The organism is Streptomyces sp. NPDC001135 (genome assembly GCF_053598395.1).
Window position 1 is genome coordinate 54,865 of record NZ_JBSFKD010000019.1, and the last position, 17,156, is coordinate 72,020.

Below are 17,156 nucleotides of genomic sequence, written 5' to 3' on the forward strand. Positions count from 1 at the left end.
TCGCTTGCTTACTGGTTGCCGCAGGTGGATACGGCAGGTGTGTCCAGCCAGGGCAGGTCGTGCCCCATCCGGTCCCGCTTGGTGCGCAGGTAGCGGAGGTTGTGCTCGCCCGCCTGGACGGGCATCGGCTCGCGGCTGCTGACCTTGAGGCCGTGGCGCAGCAGCGCGTCGGTCTTCTCGGGGTTGTTGGTCATCAGGCGGACGCCGCGCACGCCGAGGTCGGCGAGGATCTGCGCGCCGGCGCCGTAGTCGCGGGCGTCGGCGGGCAGCCCGAGTTCGAGGTTGGCGTCGAGGGTGTCGCGGCCCTGCTCCTGGAGTTCGTACGCCCGCAGCTTGGAGAGCAGGCCGATGCCGCGCCCTTCGTGCCCGCGCAGGTAGACCACCACTCCCCTGCCCTCGGCCTGGATCCGTTCGAGGGCGGCGTCCAGCTGGGGGCCGCAGTCGCAGCGCAGGGACGCGAAGACGTCCCCGGTGAGGCATTCGGAGTGGACGCGGACCAGGACGTCCTCGCCGGTGCCGATCTCGCCGTGCACGAGGGCGACGTGCTCGACGCCGTCGACGGTGGACCGGTAGCCGTAGGCGGTGAAGGTGCCGTGCGCGGTGGGCAGGCGGGTCTCGGCCTCGCGGCGGACGGTGGGCTCGCTGCCGCGGCGGTAGGCGATCAGGTCCTCGATGGAGATGATCGTCAGCCCGTGCTTGCGGGCGAACGGGACCAGCTCGGGCAGCCGCAGCATACGGCCGTCCTCACCGGCGATCTCCACGATGGCGCCGGCCGGGCGCAGACCCGCGAGCCGGGCGAGGTCGACGGCGGCCTCGGTGTGGCCGTTGCGGACCAGGACGCCGCCGGGCTTGGCGCGCAGCGGGAAGACGTGGCCGGGGCGGACGAAGTCGGTGGGTTCGGCGGTGCCGCCGGCCAGCAGCTGGAGGGTGGTGGCGCGGTCGGCGGCCGAGATGCCGGTGGTCACACCGTGGGCGGCGGAGGCGTCGACGGAGACGGTGAACGCGGTCTTCATCGACTCGGTGTTGTCCTCGACCATCTGCGGGAGCCGGAGCCGGTCGAGTTCCTCGGGCTCCATGGGGGCGCAGATGAGTCCCCGGCACTCGCTCATCATGAACGCGACGATCTCGGGGGTCGCGTGTTCGGCCGCGATGACGAGGTCGCCCTCGTTCTCCCGGTCCTCGTCGTCCACGACGACGACCGGGCGGCCGGCCGCGATGTCGGCGATGGCCTGCTCGACCGGGTCGAGGGTGAACTCCTCGAAGTCGGCGGTGTCGTACAGCAGCGGTGCCGAGGTCATGCCGGAGCTCCTTCCAGGACGGGCTGCGGGCTCCTGCGGGAGCGCAGCCACCAGTCGCGCATGCCCCACAGGACGAGTGCGCCGTAGATGACGTAGACGAAGCCGGAAAACGCGTAGCCGTTGGCGAAGTTGAGGGGTACGCCGACGAGGTCGACGAGCAGCCAGGCGATCCAGAACTCGACCATGCCCTTGGCCTGGGCGTACATGGCGACGATGGTGCCGACGAAGATGTAGGCGTCGGGCCAGGGGTCCCAGGACAGGGACGGGTAGGCCGTGAAGAGCAGGGCGACGGCGACCGTGCCGGCGGCGGCCGCGCCGAGCATCGCCGCGCGCTCGCGCCAGGTGGCGAACCGGGGGGCGATGTGGCCGTCCGCGGACCGGCCCCGGTTGCGCTGCCACTGCCACCAGCCGTACAGCGCGACGGCCATGACGACGGCCTGCTTGCCGGCGCTGCCGGCCAGGTGGCCGTAGAAGGCGACGAAGAGGACCAGGCCGGAGAGGAACTGCACGGGCCAGGTCCACAGGGAGCGGCGCCAGCCGAGGGCGAGGGTGATCAGGCCGAGGATGTTGCCGACCATGTCCGACCAGATGATGTGCTGGCCGAAGAGGGTGAAGGCTTCGGAGTTCAGCCAGTTCACTGGGTGGCTCCCTGGGCGCGGTCGCCGAGGAGCCGCTCGACGTACTTGGCGATGACGTCGACCTCGAGGTTGACCGGGTCGCCGGGCTGCTTCACGCCGAGCGTGGTCAGGCCGAGGGTGGTCGGGATGAGGCTGACGGTGAAGTGGTCGGGGCCGGCCTCGACGACGGTGAGGCTGATGCCGTCGACGGTGATGGAGCCCTTCTCGACGACGTAGCGGGAGAGGTCCGCCGGGAGCGAGATCTTGACGATCTCCCAGTTCTCGGAGGGCTTGCGCGCGAGCACCTCGCCGGTGCCGTCGACATGGCCCTGCACGATGTGCCCGCCGAGGCGCGTGCCGACGGCGGTGGGGCGCTCGAGGTTGACGCGGGAGCCGACGGCGAGTGCGCCGAGGCTGGAGCGGTTCAGGGTCTCGGCCATGACGTCGGCGGTGAACTCGTCGCCCTCGTGCTCCACGACGGTGAGACAGACCCCGTTCACGGCGATGGAGTCGCCGTGCTGTGCGCCCTCGGTCACGACGGGGCCACGGAGCCGGAAGCGGGCGGCGTCGCCGAGGTTCTCGACGGCGGTGACCTCACCCAGCTCTTCGACGATTCCGGTGAACACTTCCCGGGTCCTCCTGCCTCTTCGGGCACGGACTCCGGGGCCTGTCGATGACGACAGAATCTACGGGTGAGCACACACCGGGGCGTCGCCGGAACGGACGCGTCCGTATGCGGACGCGTCCAGATACGGCGGCGCGCACACGGAAAAACGCATGCCCGCCCGCCGCGCACTGCCTCCCATCCGGACTTTAACCGTCGGTCCAGGAATTTCACCTGGTCAACCGGCCGCTGGAAGCGACCGGGTCGCGGACTGTAACCGCCGGTTCGGACTTTCACCGACCCCGGAGTGCGCTGCTTCTGGTACAGGGCCAGTGTGCCACGCCGGACGGCCGTCCCGACAGGTGGGCGGTGTGGGTTCCCTCACAGTGCGTGTCACCGGCCTTGCGCGGCGCAGTCGCCCCGCCCAACCGCCCGGCGAGCAGGGCCGATTGGCCGGGTCCGGACCCATTGACCGTCTTGGTCTAGTCCTTTTAGGGTGCGGACGGGTCCGGCGGCGGTGACGACGGCCCTTGCCCGCCGCCGGATCGCCGCCCACTGCCGTCAGCCCGGCGGGACCAGCCGGGGCATGTCACATTCACCGGGGTCCGGGCGGTCTCATCCGAGGAAGGGTGCCCCGACGGGGGGTGCCCGGAGTCCGGAGGGACAGACACAGCATGACCACGATCCTGGTGACCGGCGGAACCGGCACCCTCGGCCGGTGTGTGACGCGGCGGCTGCGGACGGACGGGCACGAGGTGCGCGTGCTGAGCCGGCACGCACAGCCGTACGCCGTCGATCTGCGGGCCGGCGGCAGCGGTCTGGACGCCGCCCTCGCCGGGGTGGAGACCGTGGTGCACTGCGCGAGCACGCAGCGGGGCGGGGACGAGAAGGCGGCCGAGCACCTCATCGCGGCGGCACGGCGGGCCGGAGTGGGCCATCTGGTCTACATCTCCATCGTCGGGACCGACCGGGTGCCGCTCGGCTACTACCGGACCAAGCTGGCCGTGGAGCGGCAGATCGAGGAGTCGGGGCTCGGCTGGACCATCCTGCGCACGACCCAGTTCCATGACCTGCTGGCCTCGGTCCTGGGCGGGCTGGCCAAGGCGCCCGTCCTGCTGGTCCCGGCCGGGGTGCCGGACCAGCCGGTGGAGGTGGGCGAAGTCGCGGACCGGCTGGCCGGGTTGGCGCTCGCCGGTCCCGCCGGGCGGGTGGCGGACATGGGCGGCCCCGAGGTACGGACCCTGGACTCCCTGGCCCGCGCCTACCTCCGCGCGACCGGCCGGCGCCGGGCGGTGGCACAGGTACCGCTGTTCGGCGGGACCTATCGCGCCGCCCGCGCGGGCGGGCTGCTGACGCCGGAACAGGCCGTGGGGACGACGACGTTCGAGGAGTACCTGGGGCGGCGGTTCGGCGGCTGACGGGACGGAGGCGGACGACCGGGCCCACGTCCGGCAGGAGGGCGGCCGGCCGGCGGACGCCAGGAAGGGCCGTCCCTGCGGGGCGTGCCGACGGAGCGGGGCAGGGAACTCTCGGGGAGGGCCGGAACATGGGTGACGTGGGATGCGGACGGGACGAGGTGAGGCGGGCCCGGGCCGCCGTGGCGGCCGTGTTCGCCGTGCACGGCGCCGTGACCGGCACGTTCGCCACGCGTGTGCCGTGGATCCAGGACCACGCCTCGCTGAGCTCGGGCCGGTTGGGGTTCGCGCTGGCCTTCACGGCGTTCGGCGCCTCGTGCGCGATGCCGCTGGCGGGCCGGATCAGCCATCGTTTCGGCAGCCGTACGGCCCTGCGCGTACTGCTCGCGCTGTGGACGCTCTCCCTCGTCCTGCCGTCCCTCGCGCCGAACCTCGCCACCCTGTGCCTGGCGATGTTCACCTACGGCGCGAGTTCGGGCATGGCCGACGTGGCGATGAACGCCCTCGGCGTCGAGGTCGAGCGGCTGCTCGGCAGGTCGGTCATGTCGGGGCTGCACGGCATGTGGAGCGCGGGTGCGCTGACCGGCTCGGCGGCCGGCACACTCGCCGCGCACCTCGGCTCGGACGCCCGGCTGCACTTCGCGCTCGCCGCCGCCGTGCTCACCGTGCTCGGCCTGACGGCCTGCGCCTGGGTGCTGGATCTGCAGCCCGCCGAGGACGAGGAGCCGCCGCCGCGGTTCGCGCTGCCGCCGCGGTCGGCGCTGCTGATCGGTACGGTCGGCTTCTGCGCGGTGTTCGCGGAGGGCGCGAGCCTGGACTGGTCGGCGGTGTTCCTGCGGGACCGGCTGGACAGCTCGGCCGGTGTGGCGGCGGCCTGCACGACCGGGTTCATGCTGACGATGGCGGTGGCCCGGATCGCCGGGGACACGGTGGTGAACCGGTTCGGCGCCGTCCGCACCGTCCGGGCCGGCGGCGTCCTGGCCGTGCTGGGCGGTCTGCTGATCGTCGTCGCCGGGCATCCGGCCGTGGCGATGGGCGGGTTCGCGCTGATGGGGCTCGGCATCGCGGTGGTCGTCCCGCTGTGCTTCGCGGCGGCCGGGCACGCCGGGCCGAACCCGAGCCAGGCCATAGCGGGCGTGGCGACGATCACCTACACCTCGGGGCTGATCGCGCCGAGCCTGATCGGCGGGGTGGCCCAGGCGACCAGCCTCGTGGTGTCGTTCTGCGTGGTGACGGCCCTGGCGTGCGGGCTCGCCGGGTGTGCGGGCGTGCTGCGCACGGCCGAGCGCGGGGGCCGGAAGGAGATCAGCCGGCGGGCCGCAGCAGTTCCCGGCCCACGGCCCTGAAGGCATCCGTCCACGCCGTGGGCCGCAGGGTCGTGGCGTCCAGCCGGACCAGGACCCGGGTGCCCCGGGCGTAGGTCCGGGTGCCGTCGGCCGAGCAGAAGCGGAAGCCGTAGGTCAGGCCGGTGGTGCCGAGCCGCTCCAGCCAGAGGTGGACGGCGTAGGTGCCGGGGCTGGTCACCGGCGCCTCGTAGCTGATGCGCAGCTCGCGGACGGCGTTGCAGGCGTCGCCGGCCGCGTGCCAGTCGCCGTCGAAGCGGACGCCGTGCTCGTTCCACAGCTCGGTCCAGGCGCGCTCGACCATCAGCGGGTAGCGGGCGTTGTGCAGGAGCCCCAGTGCGTCGAGGTCGTCGAAGTGGACGGTGACGGGGATCAGCCGGCCGTGGGAGAGGGCGGGGGCGATCGGGGCTTCGGCGGTCACGGGAAGGGCTCCTGAACATGGCTGAATGTCGACGGTCCATACTAAGCGACCGCTCAGAAACCCCCGGGCCGTGGGGGCGCAGGGCCTGGGGATACCCGTGACAATGGTGCGGAACCCCTTCACGTACGTAAGAAAGCGAAACCCACCATGGACCTCGGCGTGCGCTGGAAACTGCACGGTGACGGGCGCACGCCCGCGCCCGGAGCGGTGGTACGCCCCGATGAACGGCTCTCCTGGCCCCGCACGGTGGGTCTGGGCGCCCAGCACGTGGTCGCGATGTTCGGCGCGTCCTTCGTGGCGCCCGTGCTGATGGGTCTCGACCCGAATCTGGCCATCATGATGTCGGGCGTGGCGACCGCGATCTTCCTGCTCGCCACCCGCGGCCGGGTGCCGAGCTACCTGGGCTGCTCCCTGTCGTTCGTGGGCGTGGCCGCCGTCATCCGGGCCCAGGGCGGTACGAGTGCCACCGTGACCGGCGCGGTCCTCGTGGTCGGCGCCGTGCTGTTCCTGGTGGGCCTCGCCGTGCAGCGCTTCGGCGCGCGGATCATCCACGCGGCCATGCCGCCGATCGTCACCGGCGCGGTCGTCATGCTGATCGGCTTCAACCTCGCCCCGGTGACCGCCTCCACCTACTGGCCGCAGGACCAGTGGACGGCCCTGCTGGTCATGCTGTTCACGGGCCTGGCCGTGGTCTGCCTGCGCGGCTTCTGGTCCAGGATCGCGATCTTCCTCGGACTGGTCTTCGGGTACGGCATCTCCTGGGCCTTCGACCGGATCTTCGGCAGGATCCACTCCATGAGCCCGAGCGGCAAGGTCACCGACCACTGGCGCCTCGACCTCTCCGGTGTCCCCAAGGCCGACTGGATCGGCCTGCCGCACTTCCACGGGCCGTCCTTCCAGTGGTCGGCCGTCCTGGTCGCGCTGCCGGTCGTGATCGCCCTGGTCGCGGAGAACGCGGGGCACGTCAAGGCGGTCGGCGAGATGACCGGCGACCCGCTGGACGACCAGCTCGGTACGGCGATCTCGGCGGACGGCGTCGCCTCGATGCTGTCCACCGCGGTGGGCGGGCCGCCGAACACCACCTACTCCGAGAACATCGGCGTGATGGCCGCCACCCGCGTCTACTCCACCGCCGCCTACTGGGCCGCCGCCGGCTTCGCCCTGCTCTTCGGTGTCTGCCCGAAGTTCGGCGCGGTCGTCGCCGCGATCCCGGGCGGGGTCCTCGGCGGCATCACCGTGATCCTCTACGGCATGATCGGCCTGCTCGGCGCGCAGATCTGGCTCAACGCCAAGGTGGACCTGCGCAACCCGCTGAACCTGGTGCCGGCCGCCGCGGGCATCATCATCGGCGTCGGCAACGTCAGCATGAAGTTCACCAGCAACTTCTCGCTCAGCGGCATCGCCCTGGGCACCCTCGTCGTCATCACCGGCTACCACGCGCTGCGCGCCTTCGCCCCGGCCCACCTGAAGAAGCAGGAGCCCCTGCTGGACGAGGGCACGTCCAGCTACGACGCTCAGGAGGCCCCGCGCGCCAAGTCGTAGGCGTACGACGGGGTGAACGTCCCGGCCGCGCCCCGGCAGCCGTCGGACTCCCCCGGCAGCTTGACCCACAGGTAGGCGTCGATCCGGGCCTCGCCGGTGTCCAGGGTCGGGGCCCGGCCGAGCTTCCGGCCGGCCGGATCGCACCAGCGGCCGTCCGGCGGGGCGCCGTTGCCGTTGCGGCTGGTGTCGATCACCGCGCCGAGGCTCGCCGGGCCGCCGAGCGCGTCGAGGACCTGGCGGTCGTAGGCGATCTCGTCGGCCGTGGTGCGGAAGTTGGAGACGTTGCTGAAGACGCCGTCCGCGTCGGCCGCTCCCGCCCGGCGCAGCAGGGCGGCCTGCTCGGCCGGCGGGTGCCAGCCGGAGTGGCCCGCGTCGTAGTAGACCCGCGCCTTCGGATCGGCGGCCTTCAGCACCCGCCCGGCACGGGCCAGCGAGGCGAACCTGGCCGCGCGGCCGGCCTCCGGCAGGCAGTCGGACTGGGCGATCGAGTCCGGTTCCAGGACGATCAGCACCTCCTCCGGGCCGAGCCCCCGCGCGAAGGCGTCGATCCAGCTGTCGTAGGCCGTGAGGTCCGGCGCGCCGCCCCGGGAGGCGCCGCCGCAGTCCCGGTCCGGGATCGCGTACGGCACGAGCACCGGGACCCGGCCCCGCGCCGCCGCGTCCGCGGTGACCGCCCGCACCCGGTCGGTGATCGTGTCCGGGTCGGGGTCGGTGAACCACACGGCGGCCGGCCGGCCGGCGATCCGGGCGGCGATGACATCGGTGCGCGGATCGCCGGGGTGGGCGCGGACCCAGTCCAGTACCTGGGAGCCCGGGAGGCGGTACAGGACCGGCGTGACGGGACCGGTCGCCTGCTTCCGCCCCAGCGGGGTGGGGGTGCGGGCGGGGAGCGGGGTGACGGCGGGTGTCGTGCTCGGTGGAGTCGGCGGCGGCTCGCTGGTGGCGGGCTCGCCCGGCGACGGCGTGGACGCCACCGGCACGGGTTCCGGCGTGCGGCTCGCCTCGGTGCGGGCCCGGCCGGAACCGTGGCCGGAGTCGAGCGCCGCGAGGGTCCCGGTGACCGAGCCGACCAGGGTCACCACCGAGGCCGCCGCGACCATCACCCCGCGCCGCACGGCACGCCTGCGGGCGGCCCGGCGCTCGGCGAGACGCCGGGTACGTAAGCCTGACACGGTGCCGTTTCCCCCCTCGCCTCCGCGGCTCGCCGTCCGTTCCCCCGTTCCGGCGAAGCACCGGGCCGGTCGGCACGCCCGTCGGCCCAGGGCTGGGACCCTTCCCCCATGACGCAGTTGGAACACCTCACCGCTCCCGTCGACGCGGTCGTCTCCCGGATGCGCGCCCTGGACGCGGCCCTGCCCGAGCGGGACGGGGTCGCCGTGTTCAACCGCGTCTACCTCACCGTCACCGAGGAGGTCGACCGGCGCCTGGACGCCGGGGGGTTCCCGGATCCACGGGCGGCGATCGCGCTGGACGTGCGGTTCGCCGAGCGGTACCTGGCGGCGGTCGACGCGGCGGCCGCGGACCGCCGGCCACCCGCCTGCTGGCGTCCGCTGTTCCAGCTCCGCCGCCATCCCGGGGTACGGCCGCTGCAGTTCGCGCTTGCGGGCATCAACGCGCACATCGGGCACGACCTCGCGCTCGCCGTGGTGGACGCCTGCCGTACGCTCGGCTGCGAACCGCCCGATCTGGAGGACGAGTTCGACCGCGTGGGTGAACTCCTCGTCTCGCTGGAGGAGCGCGTACGCGAGGATCTGATGCCGGGTCCCGATCTGCTCCAGATCGCCGATCCGCTCACCCACCTGCTGGGCTCCTGGAGCCTGGAGCGGGCCCGCGACGCGGCCTGGGTGGCGGCGCGGGCCCTGTGGGCGCTGCGCCACTGCGGCGATGTGACCGAGGAGTTCACCGAACGGCTGGACGCGGCGGTGGGGTTCGCGGGGCGGATGCTGCTCACTCCGCTCACGGACTGATCCTGTCACCGCGGAACTTCCCGACGCCTGCGGGGCGTTGAGCGAGCGGTACCCGATCACAGAGGAGTGGCGGTATGGCGACCCGGCTCGGTCTCGGTCTTCCCCAGATGCGGCAGTACTCGATCGGCAAGGACGTCCCCGACGTGGCACGCGCGGCGGAGGACATCGGCTACGACAGTCTGTGGGTCTTCGAGCGGGCGCTGTTCCCCGAGCCCGCCACCCAGGGTCTGTACGGCATCGAGGGCCTGCCGTGGCCGGACCAGTACCGGGACGTGGCCGACCCCCTGGTCACCCTCACCCTGGCGGCCGCCGCCACCGAGCGGGCGGAGCTGGGCTCCAGCGTCCTGGTCGCTCCGCTGCACGTTCCCTTCCAGCTCGCGAAGGCCCTGGCCACGCTGGACGCGGCGAGTGGCGGCCGGGTGGTCGCGGGCCTGGGCACCGGCTGGTCCCTGGACGAGTACGCGGCCTCGGGCGTCCGGCCCTTCGAGGAGCGCGGCACGGTCCTGGACGAGATCATCGAGGTGTGCCGGAAGGTATGGGGCCCGGATCCGGTCGTCCATGACGGAAGCCTCACCCGGATCGCCTCCGCCGTGGTCGGGCCCAAGCCCGCGCGGCCGATCCCGATCCTGCTGGCGGCGGGCAACCGGCGGGCGTGGCGGCGGCTGGTGGACCACGCCGACGGGTGGCTGCCGGTGGGCATGGGCGCCGAGCAGGTCGCCACCCAGTGGCGGCAGCTGCGGGAGCTGGCCGAGGAGCGGGGCCGTACGCGGCCGATCAGGACGGTGCTGCGGGTGAACACCAGCCGGCAGGCGAGGCCGTACGAGGGCGCGGACCGCCGGCCCTTCCAGGGTGATGTCGACCAGATCGTGGCGGACCTCGTGGAGTACGCCGGCATCGGTCTGGACGAGATCCTCATCGACCTGCAGGGCACCGCGCGGGACGCGCGCGAGCTGGCGGACGTCGCCGCGGAGGTGTTTGAAAAGGCGCGGGCGGCCGGAGTCTGAGTCCGGCCGCCCGCGCCTTGGTCCTTGCTCGCTCTTCTGGTCAGTCCTCGGGCAGCTCCACGGGGGCGATCTCGTCGTACAGGTCACCCGGGCCCGGGTTGGTCGGGTCGCTCTGGCCGCCGAAGTGGTGCATGACACCCCAGACCGCGTTCAGCGCGGTCTGGATCGCGCCCTCGGCCCAGCCGGCCGTCCAGGAGATGTCGTCGCCTGCCAGGAAGATGCCCCGCTTGTCCTCGGGCAGCCGGTCCTGCATGAAGTGCGTGAACAGGCGCCGCTGGTAGCGGTAGTGGCCGGGCAGGTTGGCCTTGAACGCGCCCATGAAGTAGGGCTCGTTCTCCCAGGAGACCGTCACCGGGTTGCCGATGATGTGCTTCCTGATGTCGACCTTCGGGTAGATCTCGCCGAGCGACTTCAGCATGACCTCCATCCGCTCGTTCGCGGACAGCGGCAGCCACTTCAGGCTGTCGTCGCACCAGGTGTAGGACAGGCAGATCACCGCGGGCTTGTCCGGGCCGTCGTCCAGCAGGTAGGTGCCGCGGGTCATACGGTCGGTGAGCGTCATCGACATGACGTCCCGGCCGGTCTCCTCGTCCTTGTCGAGCCAGAAGGGCCGGTCGACCGGGACGAACAGCTTCGAGGACTCCATGTAGTGGGTGCGCTCGATCGCGGTCCAGTGGTCGATCGGGAACAGCGAGTCGTCGCAGGCGATCTTGGACAGCAGCATCCAGGACTGGGCGGTGAAGATGGCCGCCTTGTAGGTGCGGATGTCGCCGTTCGCGTCCGTCACGGTGATCTGGTTGCCCGCGGTGCGGTGCAGCCGGGTCACGGCCGGGCGGGGCTCGCCGTCCTTGTGCAGGGACTTCAGCGAGGTGCCGTACGGCCAGTGGACGATCTTCTCCGGCTCGCGCTCCCACAGGCGCAGCGGCAGCTGCTGGGACCCGCCGACGATGCCGCGGTGGTGGTCGTCGGCCTCGGTGTAGACGACGCGCAGGATCTCCAGGATGGAGTTCGGGAAGTCGGTGTCCCAGCCGCCGGTGCCGAAGCCGACCTGGCCGAAGATCTCGCGGTGCCGGAAGGACTTGAAGGCCTCGGAGTCGCAGAGGAAGCCGTAGAAGGTCTGGTTGTCGAGCTTCTCGACCAGCTGGGCCCAGATCTCGCGGATGCGCGGGACGTCCCGCTCGCGCATGGCGCGGTTCATGTCGGAGAAGTCGGCGCCGTCCTCGAGGCACTTGTTCCAGGCCTCGGCGACGTCCCGGTAGACCTGGGGCAGGTCGTCGATGGTCTCGGCGTAGTGCGACTCGCCCTTGAGGTCCACGACGGTCGAGGGGGTGGCCTCGGCCAGCGGGTTCGGGAAGGGCCGGGTCTCCAGGCCCACCATGTCGATGTAGTGCTGCAGCGCCGTGGAGGACGGCGGGAAGCGCATCGCGCCCATCTCGGCGGTGAGTGACTCGTCGCAGCCGTCGAAGCCGACCGTGCGCAGCCGGCCGCCGATCTGGTCGGCCTCGTAGACGACGGGCCTGAGGCCCATCTTCATCAGCTCGTACGCGGCCACGATGCCGGACAGGCCGCCGCCGATGACCGCGACCTCGGTGCCGTGCTCGGTCGCGGGTATCTGACCGAGGCCCGCCGGGTGGGCGAGGAAGTCGTCGTAGGCGTAGGGGAAGTCCGGGCCGAACATGGTGATCGGCGGCTGCTGCTCGTCGGTGTGCTCGACGGCGTTGGGCACCGTGGACGTCATGGGGTACGGACTCCTTGCGCGGGGGTGACTCGGGGGAAGGCTGGGGGGTTCAGACGAGGGACCCGTACAGACCGGGGCGGCGGTCCTTCAGGTACGGGTTCGCCTCACGGGAGGCGGCCAGGAAGGCCGGGTCGACGTCGGCGATCACCAGTTCCTCGCCGCGGCCGGCGCGGGTGCGGGCGATGCCGTCGGGCCCGGCGAGGGCGGAGAGTCCGAAGAACTCGAACTCGCCCTCGGGGCCGACCCGGTTGACGTACGCGACGTACATCTGGTTCTCCCACGCACGCACCGGGACCATGGCTTCGGCGACGAACTGGAACGGGTGCATGTTCGCCGTCGGCACGACGAGCAGGTCGGTGCCGGCCAGGGCGTGGGCGCGCGCGTTCTCCGGGAACTCGACGTCGTAGCAGATCATGATGCCGACGGTCAGGCCGCCCAGCCGGGCCTGGACGAGCGACTGCTCGCCCGGGGTGAAGTGCTCGCGCTCGGCGCAGCCGAAGAGGTGGGTCTTGCGGTAGTTCGCGAGGCGGGTGCCGTCGGCGGAGATCAGCTGGGCGGAGTTGTAGACGGTCTCGCCGTCGCGCTCCGGGTAGCCGTAGGCGATCGCGATGCCGTGCCGGGCGGCCGTCTCCGCGACCACGTCGGCGGAGTCGCCGTCGGCGGGCTCGGCGAGGCGGGCGATGTTGTCACCGATGGCGTACCCGGTCAGGAACATCTCCGGCGCGGCGAGCAGCGCGGCGCCCGAGGCGGCGGCACGTCCCGCGGCCTCGTCGAGGACCTTGAGGTTCTCGACGATCGAGCCGGGGCGGCCGGAGCTCTGGAGCAGGGCGGTGCGCATGCGGGGTCCTCACCGGGAAGCGGGTTCTTGGGGCCGGGGCGGCGGGCCGGGAAGGTTTTTCGGGGCCATGAAGAAGGTACGGTCGGCGCGCTCGGCCGGACAAGAAGGAGCCGTTGCGCGCTTGTGCGCGGTTTGTTGCGTGGAGGCGGGGCCGGGCGGCGATTCGTTGCACGCCCTCGGGGCCGCGTCCCGTCCTCCCCGGGGCGCAGGTCACGGCCGGGGTTCCCCGCCGGATGGCGGAGAGGGGGTCCCGCCCGCGGGGCGATGTGCGGGCGGCCCGTCGCCGGGAGAGTGGTGATCGTTCAGTTCACGCGCTCGACCTGCGGAAAGGACCGCCATGAAGCGTCGTACGAAGATCGCCGCCGCCACCCTCACCGTCGCCCTGCTGATCACCGCCGGAACGGCCGGGGCGGCGCTGGCCTCGGGCGGCGGGACGCACCCCCAGCGGGAGGCCGCCTCCCTGACCGGTACGGCCAAGCTGTACCGATCGGCCGGGGACGACATCACCTTCTCCTTCGACGCGCATCTGGCGCGGAAGAACACCATGAACCCGCGCAAGGCCACCGGCACCTTCGGGTTCAGCCACTACCTGCACGGTCGGGGGGCCTGGGCCAAGGCCAAGGTGGACTGTCTCGTCACCGGCGGCCAGGTCGCCGTCGTATCCGGTGTGATCACCGCGTCCGACCTGCCGGGGGCGAAGGGCAAGCGGGTCGGCGTCACGGTCCACGACCTCGGCCGGAACGACCGGCTGGGCTACAGCTGGGCGGGGGTCGGCAGCCCCAGGGACACCAAGGACCTGCCGCCGTGCGTGTCGTCGGCGCCGTTCGAGAAGGTGAAGCAGGGCACGGGTGACTTCACCGTCGTGCCCTGGCAGCCGAAGCTCTAGGTTCGGCCACCGGACACCGACGGCGGTCCGCCCAGGGGGTTTCGTCTGGATCAGCCCGGGTCCGACCTGATCCAAACGAAACCCCCCTAGATCTCCCGCAGCCGCTGCACGATCTCCCGCAGCAGTCCCGGGTCGGCGGCCGGGCCGCCGGCCGGGAGGCGGCGCGGCTCGTCGATGCGGATCAGGCCCGCCTCGGCCAGATCGCCGAGCAGGACCCGCAGGACGGTCAGCGGCAGATCGGCGTCCGCGGCCAGCTCCACGACGGGACGCGGGCCGCGCCGGATCAGGTCGAGCAGGGCGGCCCGGGCATGGTCGACGTCCGGTCCCGGCCCGTCGGTGTCCAGCGCGGTCACCCGGGACATCAGGTCGATGGCGTGCGCGCCCGAGGGCCGGGTGCGGCCGCGGGTCACGGTGTAGGGGCGCACCATCGGCCCGGTCTCGTCCTCGTACCAGTGCTCGTCGCTCACCGCGGGATCATCTGGGGTCGCGAGTGGCCGCGTCCAGGTGGCGGCCGAGGCGGCGGACGAGCAGGGCCATCTCGTGGGCGAGCTGGCCGACATCGGTGCGGGCCTCGCTGAGCACGGCGAGCCGGCTGCCGTGTCCGGCCGGGGTGATGAAGAGGTAGGCGTCGTCGAGCATCACCATGGTCTGCCGCACCCGGCCCGCCGCGAACCGCTCCCCCGCGGACCGGGCGAGGCCGTGGAAGCCGGAGCAGACGGCGGCCAGGTGCTCGATGTCCCGCCGGCGCATCCCCTCCGAGCTGCTGAGGGGAAGGCCGTCGGCGGTCAGCAGGACGGCCTGGCGGACGTGGTCGGTGCGCGCCACGAGGTCGTCCAGCAGCCATCCGAGGTCCGTACCGGGTGCTCCGCCGGGCTCGGTGGGCTGCTCTTGACTGTGTTCGTCACCGGGCATCGTCGGTGTCCGTCCGTTCGTGGGCGTGGGTGGTCACGGGTTCGGCGTCGGCTTCGGTGGTCGCGTCGCGGGGGTGGTCGGGTGGGGGCACGGGGTCGGGTGGGGACGCGTGGGGGCTGGTCGCGCGGTGCCCCGCGTCCCCGGGGGACCGCGGTGCCGTCGGCTGCGCAGCAGGGGTGCCGCTGGTCGCCGGGACACCCCGGCGACCGCGATCCAGGCCCCGCTGAAACGCGCCGAAGATGGCCCGCATCTCCTCGGCGTCGGTCTCCGGTGCCCTCGCCGTGCCCTCCCCGGCCGACGGCTCGTCCCGCAGCTCCGGTGCGAGAGACGCCTGCCGGATCCGGGTGGGCAGAGCGGGCGCGGCCGTCGGCGACTCGGACACGGCCTGCGGAGCGGGGGCAGGCGAAGGCTGCCCCTGCGGCGCGGACCCGGACCGCGGCACCGACGTGAGCCGGCCGCGTGTCGGCGGCTCCACCGCGGGTGAGCCGTGCCGCTCGGCCGGCGCGGCGGATCGCTTCCTGGCCGGCAGCTCGTGTACCGCCGCTCCCTGTTCCCGCGGCTCGGGCACCACCGGCTCCACCTCCGCCAGCACCCCCTCCGGCAGCAGGACCACCGCTGTCGTCCCGCCGTACGGCGAATCGCGCAGGGTGACCTCGATGCCGTGCCGGGCGGCGAGGCGGCCGACGACATAGAGGCCGAGCCGGTCGTGGCGGGTGGGGTCGAAGGCGTCGGGGTCGGTGAGGGTGGCGTGGGCCCGGTCGCGGGTGTCGGCGTCGAGGCCGAGCCCCCGGTCGTCGATCTCCAGCACGAACCCGCTTCCGACCCGGCCGGTGCGCAGGGTGACCTGGGTGTGCGGCGGTGAGAACACCGCGGCGTTCTCCAGGAGTTCGGCGACGAGGTGGACGACGTCCGCGACGGCGTCCGCGGTGACGCCGGTCTCGGGCATCGGCGGCACCACCACGCGCGCGTAGTCCTCGATCTCGCCGACGGCCGAGGCGACGACGTCCGCGACCGGCACGGGCCGGCGCCAGCGCCGGCCGGGCGTGGCGCCGGAGAGGATGATCAGGCTCTCCGCGTGCCGGCGCATCCGCGTGGTCAGGTGGTCGATGCGGAACAGCTCGCGGAGCACGTCGGGGTCGTCCGTGCGCCGTTCCAGGGTGTCGACCAGCTTCAGCTGCCGGTGGACGAGGGCCTGGTTGCGGCGGGCGATGTTCAGCAGCACCGCGAACAGGCCGCGGCGCAGGGTCGCCTGCTTGACGGCGGCCTCGACGGCGGCGAGCCGCGCGGTGTTGAAGGACCGGCCGACCTGGCCGATCTCGTCGTCCCGCACCTCGTCGGTGGCCAGTGGAGGCGCCTCCGCCACGGCATCCACCTCCTCGCCCGCGCTCAACCGGCGCATGACGTCCGGCAGCTGTTCCCTCGTCAGGACGTCGGCCGCGTCCCGCAGGGTTTCCAGGCGCCGTGAGATGCGCCGGGCACCGCGCACCGCGAACCACAGGGACAGCCCGGCGGCGCCGAGTCCGATTACTCCGACGACGGCCGCCTTGGTCAGCTCCCGGTAGGCGAAGGCTCGGCCGCGTGCGGCGGAGTTCTCGGCGGACCGCGTGCACAGCTGCATGTACCGCTGCACGGCCCGGTCGGTGGTGGACCGCCAGGTGTCCGCGGCGACGGCCTTCCCGGCGCCGGCGGCTCCGGCCCGCAGCAGCGCGTCCTCGCCGCGCGCCAGCGCGCCGTACAGGTCCCCGCGCTGGAACTGCTCGAACAGCGCGCGCGAGTCGGCGGGCAGGTCCGGTACGTACGTCTGCTGGAAGACGCGCCGGTCCTCGATGGTCGCGGTGAGACTGTCGTACTGCCGGTCGGTCAGCGTGCCGGCCGCCCGTGCCCCGGCGACCAGCGCGTCCTCCCGCGAGACGAACTCCCGTACCCGCACCAGCTCGATGACGACCTGCGCCTCGCGGGCGAGCTGTCCGGCCTGCAGGGCGGTGAGGGTGGACTGCACGTCGAAACCGGGCTCGACGAGCGCGCTGTACTCGGCGACGGCCCGGTCCCAGGTGATGTGCCGTGACAGCACCTGCGAGCGCAGGCGGTCCAGCTTCCCGGTGGCGGCGACCATGGCGTCCAGCGCCTGCCGCTGCCGTACCGTGAGCCGGCCGCGGTCGCCGTCGCGCACCGCCTGCCGCATGGCGTCGACGGCCCGGTCGGTGCGGCGCTGCTGCCCGAGCAGGTCGCCCGCGGCGGCCGTGTCGAGACGGGCCCCCAGATAGGCGGCGGACATCCGGCGCTCGATCTGGATCTGCCCGACCGCGGTGTCCACGGGGGTGCCGAAGTCCTCGTACACCCCCTGGAGCCGGATCAGCGCGCGTGTTTCGCCGGTCATGGACCACATGGCGAAGCTCCACAGCCCCATCAGCGCCACGGCCGGGGCGAGCGCGAGCGCCACGATCCGCGCGCGGACGGTGGTGGGACGGCCGAGAGGCCAGCGCATGAAGTACCTGCCGCCTGTTACCAGTCAGTACAAAGTTCGGCACAACCTACGGGACGACCACCCCGGACCGCAATGGTGACCTGCGG

16 protein-coding genes and 1 riboswitch are annotated in these 17,156 nt (G+C 72.7%); of the genes, 6 read left to right on the plus strand and 10 right to left on the minus strand.

Annotated features, from left to right (window positions below):
- Window positions 1–8: 8 nt before the first annotated feature.
- From ACWC94_RS23020 to ACWC94_RS23030, 3 genes are read right to left on the minus strand one after another with little or no spacing between them, the layout of a single operon-like run.
- Window positions 9–1,298 carry a bifunctional 3,4-dihydroxy-2-butanone-4-phosphate synthase/GTP cyclohydrolase II gene (locus ACWC94_RS23020; RefSeq protein WP_450798773.1) on the minus strand — a complete coding sequence of 430 codons (1,290 nt, stop codon included), beginning with the start codon at window positions 1,296–1,298 and terminating at the stop codon, window positions 9–11.
- Complete coding sequence (locus ACWC94_RS23025) at window positions 1,295–1,936, minus strand: nicotinamide mononucleotide transporter family protein (protein ID WP_450798774.1); 642 nt, start codon at window positions 1,934–1,936, stop codon at window positions 1,295–1,297. Before ACWC94_RS23025 ends, ACWC94_RS23020 begins: the two co-directional genes overlap by 4 nt.
- Window positions 1,933–2,541: a riboflavin synthase gene (locus ACWC94_RS23030; protein ID WP_450798775.1), complete on the minus strand. Its 609-nt coding sequence runs from the start codon at window positions 2,539–2,541 to the stop codon at window positions 1,933–1,935. The genes ACWC94_RS23025 and ACWC94_RS23030 overlap by 4 nt, the downstream gene beginning before the upstream one ends.
- A gap of 162 nt (window positions 2,542–2,703) precedes the next feature.
- A riboswitch (FMN riboswitch) is annotated at window positions 2,704–2,834 on the minus strand.
- A 359-nt stretch (window positions 2,835–3,193) separates the two neighbouring features.
- On the opposite strand from ACWC94_RS23030, the gene ACWC94_RS23035 reads away from it, so the two are divergent.
- Both ACWC94_RS23035 and ACWC94_RS23040 read left to right on the plus strand, forming a co-directional pair.
- On the plus strand, window positions 3,194–3,937 hold the full coding sequence (locus tag ACWC94_RS23035) for an SDR family oxidoreductase (RefSeq protein ID WP_450798776.1): 744 nt from the start codon (window positions 3,194–3,196) through the stop codon (window positions 3,935–3,937).
- A gap of 128 nt (window positions 3,938–4,065) precedes the next feature.
- Complete coding sequence (locus tag ACWC94_RS23040; RefSeq protein WP_450798777.1) at window positions 4,066–5,280, plus strand: MFS transporter; 1,215 nt, start codon at window positions 4,066–4,068, stop codon at window positions 5,278–5,280.
- On the opposite strand, the gene ACWC94_RS23045 is transcribed toward ACWC94_RS23040, so the two are convergent.
- On the minus strand, window positions 5,240–5,698 hold the full coding sequence (locus ACWC94_RS23045) for an acyl-CoA thioesterase (protein ID WP_450798778.1): 459 nt from the start codon (window positions 5,696–5,698) through the stop codon (window positions 5,240–5,242). The genes ACWC94_RS23040 and ACWC94_RS23045 overlap by 41 nt on opposite strands.
- 147 nt (window positions 5,699–5,845) lie before the next feature.
- Between ACWC94_RS23045 and ACWC94_RS23050 the strand changes: the two genes are divergently transcribed.
- Window positions 5,846–7,240 (plus strand): uracil-xanthine permease family protein, encoded by a 1,395-nt coding sequence (locus ACWC94_RS23050; protein WP_450798779.1) that lies wholly within the window; start codon window positions 5,846–5,848, stop codon window positions 7,238–7,240.
- Here ACWC94_RS23050 and ACWC94_RS23055 read toward each other — a convergent pair.
- Window positions 7,213–8,340: a glycoside hydrolase family 6 protein gene (locus tag ACWC94_RS23055; protein WP_450798869.1), complete on the minus strand. Its 1,128-nt coding sequence runs from the start codon at window positions 8,338–8,340 to the stop codon at window positions 7,213–7,215. The two genes, ACWC94_RS23050 and ACWC94_RS23055, sit on opposite strands and share 28 nt — an antisense overlap.
- A 180-nt stretch (window positions 8,341–8,520) precedes the next feature.
- Here ACWC94_RS23055 and ACWC94_RS23060 point away from each other — a divergent pair, with 180 nt between their 5' ends.
- Window positions 8,521–9,207 (plus strand): DUF5995 family protein, encoded by a 687-nt coding sequence (locus ACWC94_RS23060; protein ID WP_450798780.1) that lies wholly within the window; start codon window positions 8,521–8,523, stop codon window positions 9,205–9,207.
- A 74-nt stretch (window positions 9,208–9,281) separates the two neighbouring features.
- Complete coding sequence (locus tag ACWC94_RS23065) at window positions 9,282–10,211, plus strand: LLM class F420-dependent oxidoreductase (RefSeq protein WP_450798781.1); 930 nt, start codon at window positions 9,282–9,284, stop codon at window positions 10,209–10,211.
- A 40-nt stretch (window positions 10,212–10,251) separates the two neighbouring features.
- Here the strand turns inward: ACWC94_RS23065 and ACWC94_RS23070 are convergent, their stop codons facing one another.
- Window positions 10,252–11,949 carry a flavin monoamine oxidase family protein gene (locus tag ACWC94_RS23070; RefSeq protein WP_450798782.1) on the minus strand — a complete coding sequence of 566 codons (1,698 nt, stop codon included), beginning with the start codon at window positions 11,947–11,949 and terminating at the stop codon, window positions 10,252–10,254.
- A gap of 49 nt (window positions 11,950–11,998) precedes the next feature.
- Complete coding sequence (locus ACWC94_RS23075) at window positions 11,999–12,787, minus strand: carbon-nitrogen hydrolase family protein (RefSeq protein WP_450798784.1); 789 nt, start codon at window positions 12,785–12,787, stop codon at window positions 11,999–12,001.
- 337 nt (window positions 12,788–13,124) lie between these two features.
- On the opposite strand from ACWC94_RS23075, the gene ACWC94_RS23080 reads away from it, so the two are divergent.
- Window positions 13,125–13,673: a Repetin gene (locus ACWC94_RS23080; RefSeq protein WP_450798785.1), complete on the plus strand. Its 549-nt coding sequence runs from the start codon at window positions 13,125–13,127 to the stop codon at window positions 13,671–13,673.
- Window positions 13,674–13,759: 86 nt separating this feature from the next.
- Here ACWC94_RS23080 and ACWC94_RS23085 read toward each other — a convergent pair whose 3' ends face one another.
- Genes ACWC94_RS23085 through ACWC94_RS23095 form a run of 3 tightly spaced genes read right to left on the minus strand, consistent with a single transcriptional unit; the run spans window position 13,760 to window position 17,070 of the window.
- A complete protein-coding gene (locus ACWC94_RS23085) occupies window positions 13,760–14,140 on the minus strand; it encodes a DUF742 domain-containing protein (protein WP_450798786.1) in 381 nt (126 codons plus the stop codon).
- Window positions 14,141–14,147: 7 nt separating this feature from the next.
- A complete protein-coding gene (locus ACWC94_RS23090) occupies window positions 14,148–14,585 on the minus strand; it encodes a roadblock/LC7 domain-containing protein (RefSeq protein ID WP_450798787.1) in 438 nt (145 codons plus the stop codon).
- Window positions 14,575–17,070, minus strand: a complete 2,496-nt coding sequence (locus tag ACWC94_RS23095; protein ID WP_450798788.1) for a sensor histidine kinase — start codon at window positions 17,068–17,070, stop codon at window positions 14,575–14,577. The genes ACWC94_RS23090 and ACWC94_RS23095 overlap by 11 nt, the downstream gene beginning before the upstream one ends.
- Window positions 17,071–17,156: the final 86 nt, after the last annotated feature.

Coding starts and splice junctions, on each gene's coding strand:
- ACWC94_RS23020 (WP_450798773.1), bottom strand. CDS start 1,298: ATGACCTCGGCACCGCTGCTGTACGACACCGCCGACTTCGAGGAGTTC.
- ACWC94_RS23050 (WP_450798779.1), top strand. CDS start 5,846: ATGGACCTCGGCGTGCGCTGGAAACTGCACGGTGACGGGCGCACGCCC.
- ACWC94_RS23095 (WP_450798788.1), bottom strand. CDS start 17,070: ATGCGCTGGCCTCTCGGCCGTCCCACCACCGTCCGCGCGCGGATCGTG.
- ACWC94_RS23065 (WP_450798781.1), top strand. CDS start 9,282: ATGGCGACCCGGCTCGGTCTCGGTCTTCCCCAGATGCGGCAGTACTCG.
- ACWC94_RS23060 (WP_450798780.1), top strand. CDS start 8,521: ATGACGCAGTTGGAACACCTCACCGCTCCCGTCGACGCGGTCGTCTCC.
- ACWC94_RS23035 (WP_450798776.1), top strand. CDS start 3,194: ATGACCACGATCCTGGTGACCGGCGGAACCGGCACCCTCGGCCGGTGT.
- ACWC94_RS23070 (WP_450798782.1), bottom strand. CDS start 11,949: ATGACGTCCACGGTGCCCAACGCCGTCGAGCACACCGACGAGCAGCAG.
- ACWC94_RS23055 (WP_450798869.1), bottom strand. CDS start 8,340: ATGGTCGCGGCGGCCTCGGTGGTGACCCTGGTCGGCTCGGTCACCGGG.
- ACWC94_RS23080 (WP_450798785.1), top strand. CDS start 13,125: ATGAAGCGTCGTACGAAGATCGCCGCCGCCACCCTCACCGTCGCCCTG.
- ACWC94_RS23090 (WP_450798787.1), bottom strand. CDS start 14,585: ATGCCCGGTGACGAACACAGTCAAGAGCAGCCCACCGAGCCCGGCGGA.
- ACWC94_RS23040 (WP_450798777.1), top strand. CDS start 4,066: ATGGGTGACGTGGGATGCGGACGGGACGAGGTGAGGCGGGCCCGGGCC.
- ACWC94_RS23075 (WP_450798784.1), bottom strand. CDS start 12,787: ATGCGCACCGCCCTGCTCCAGAGCTCCGGCCGCCCCGGCTCGATCGTC.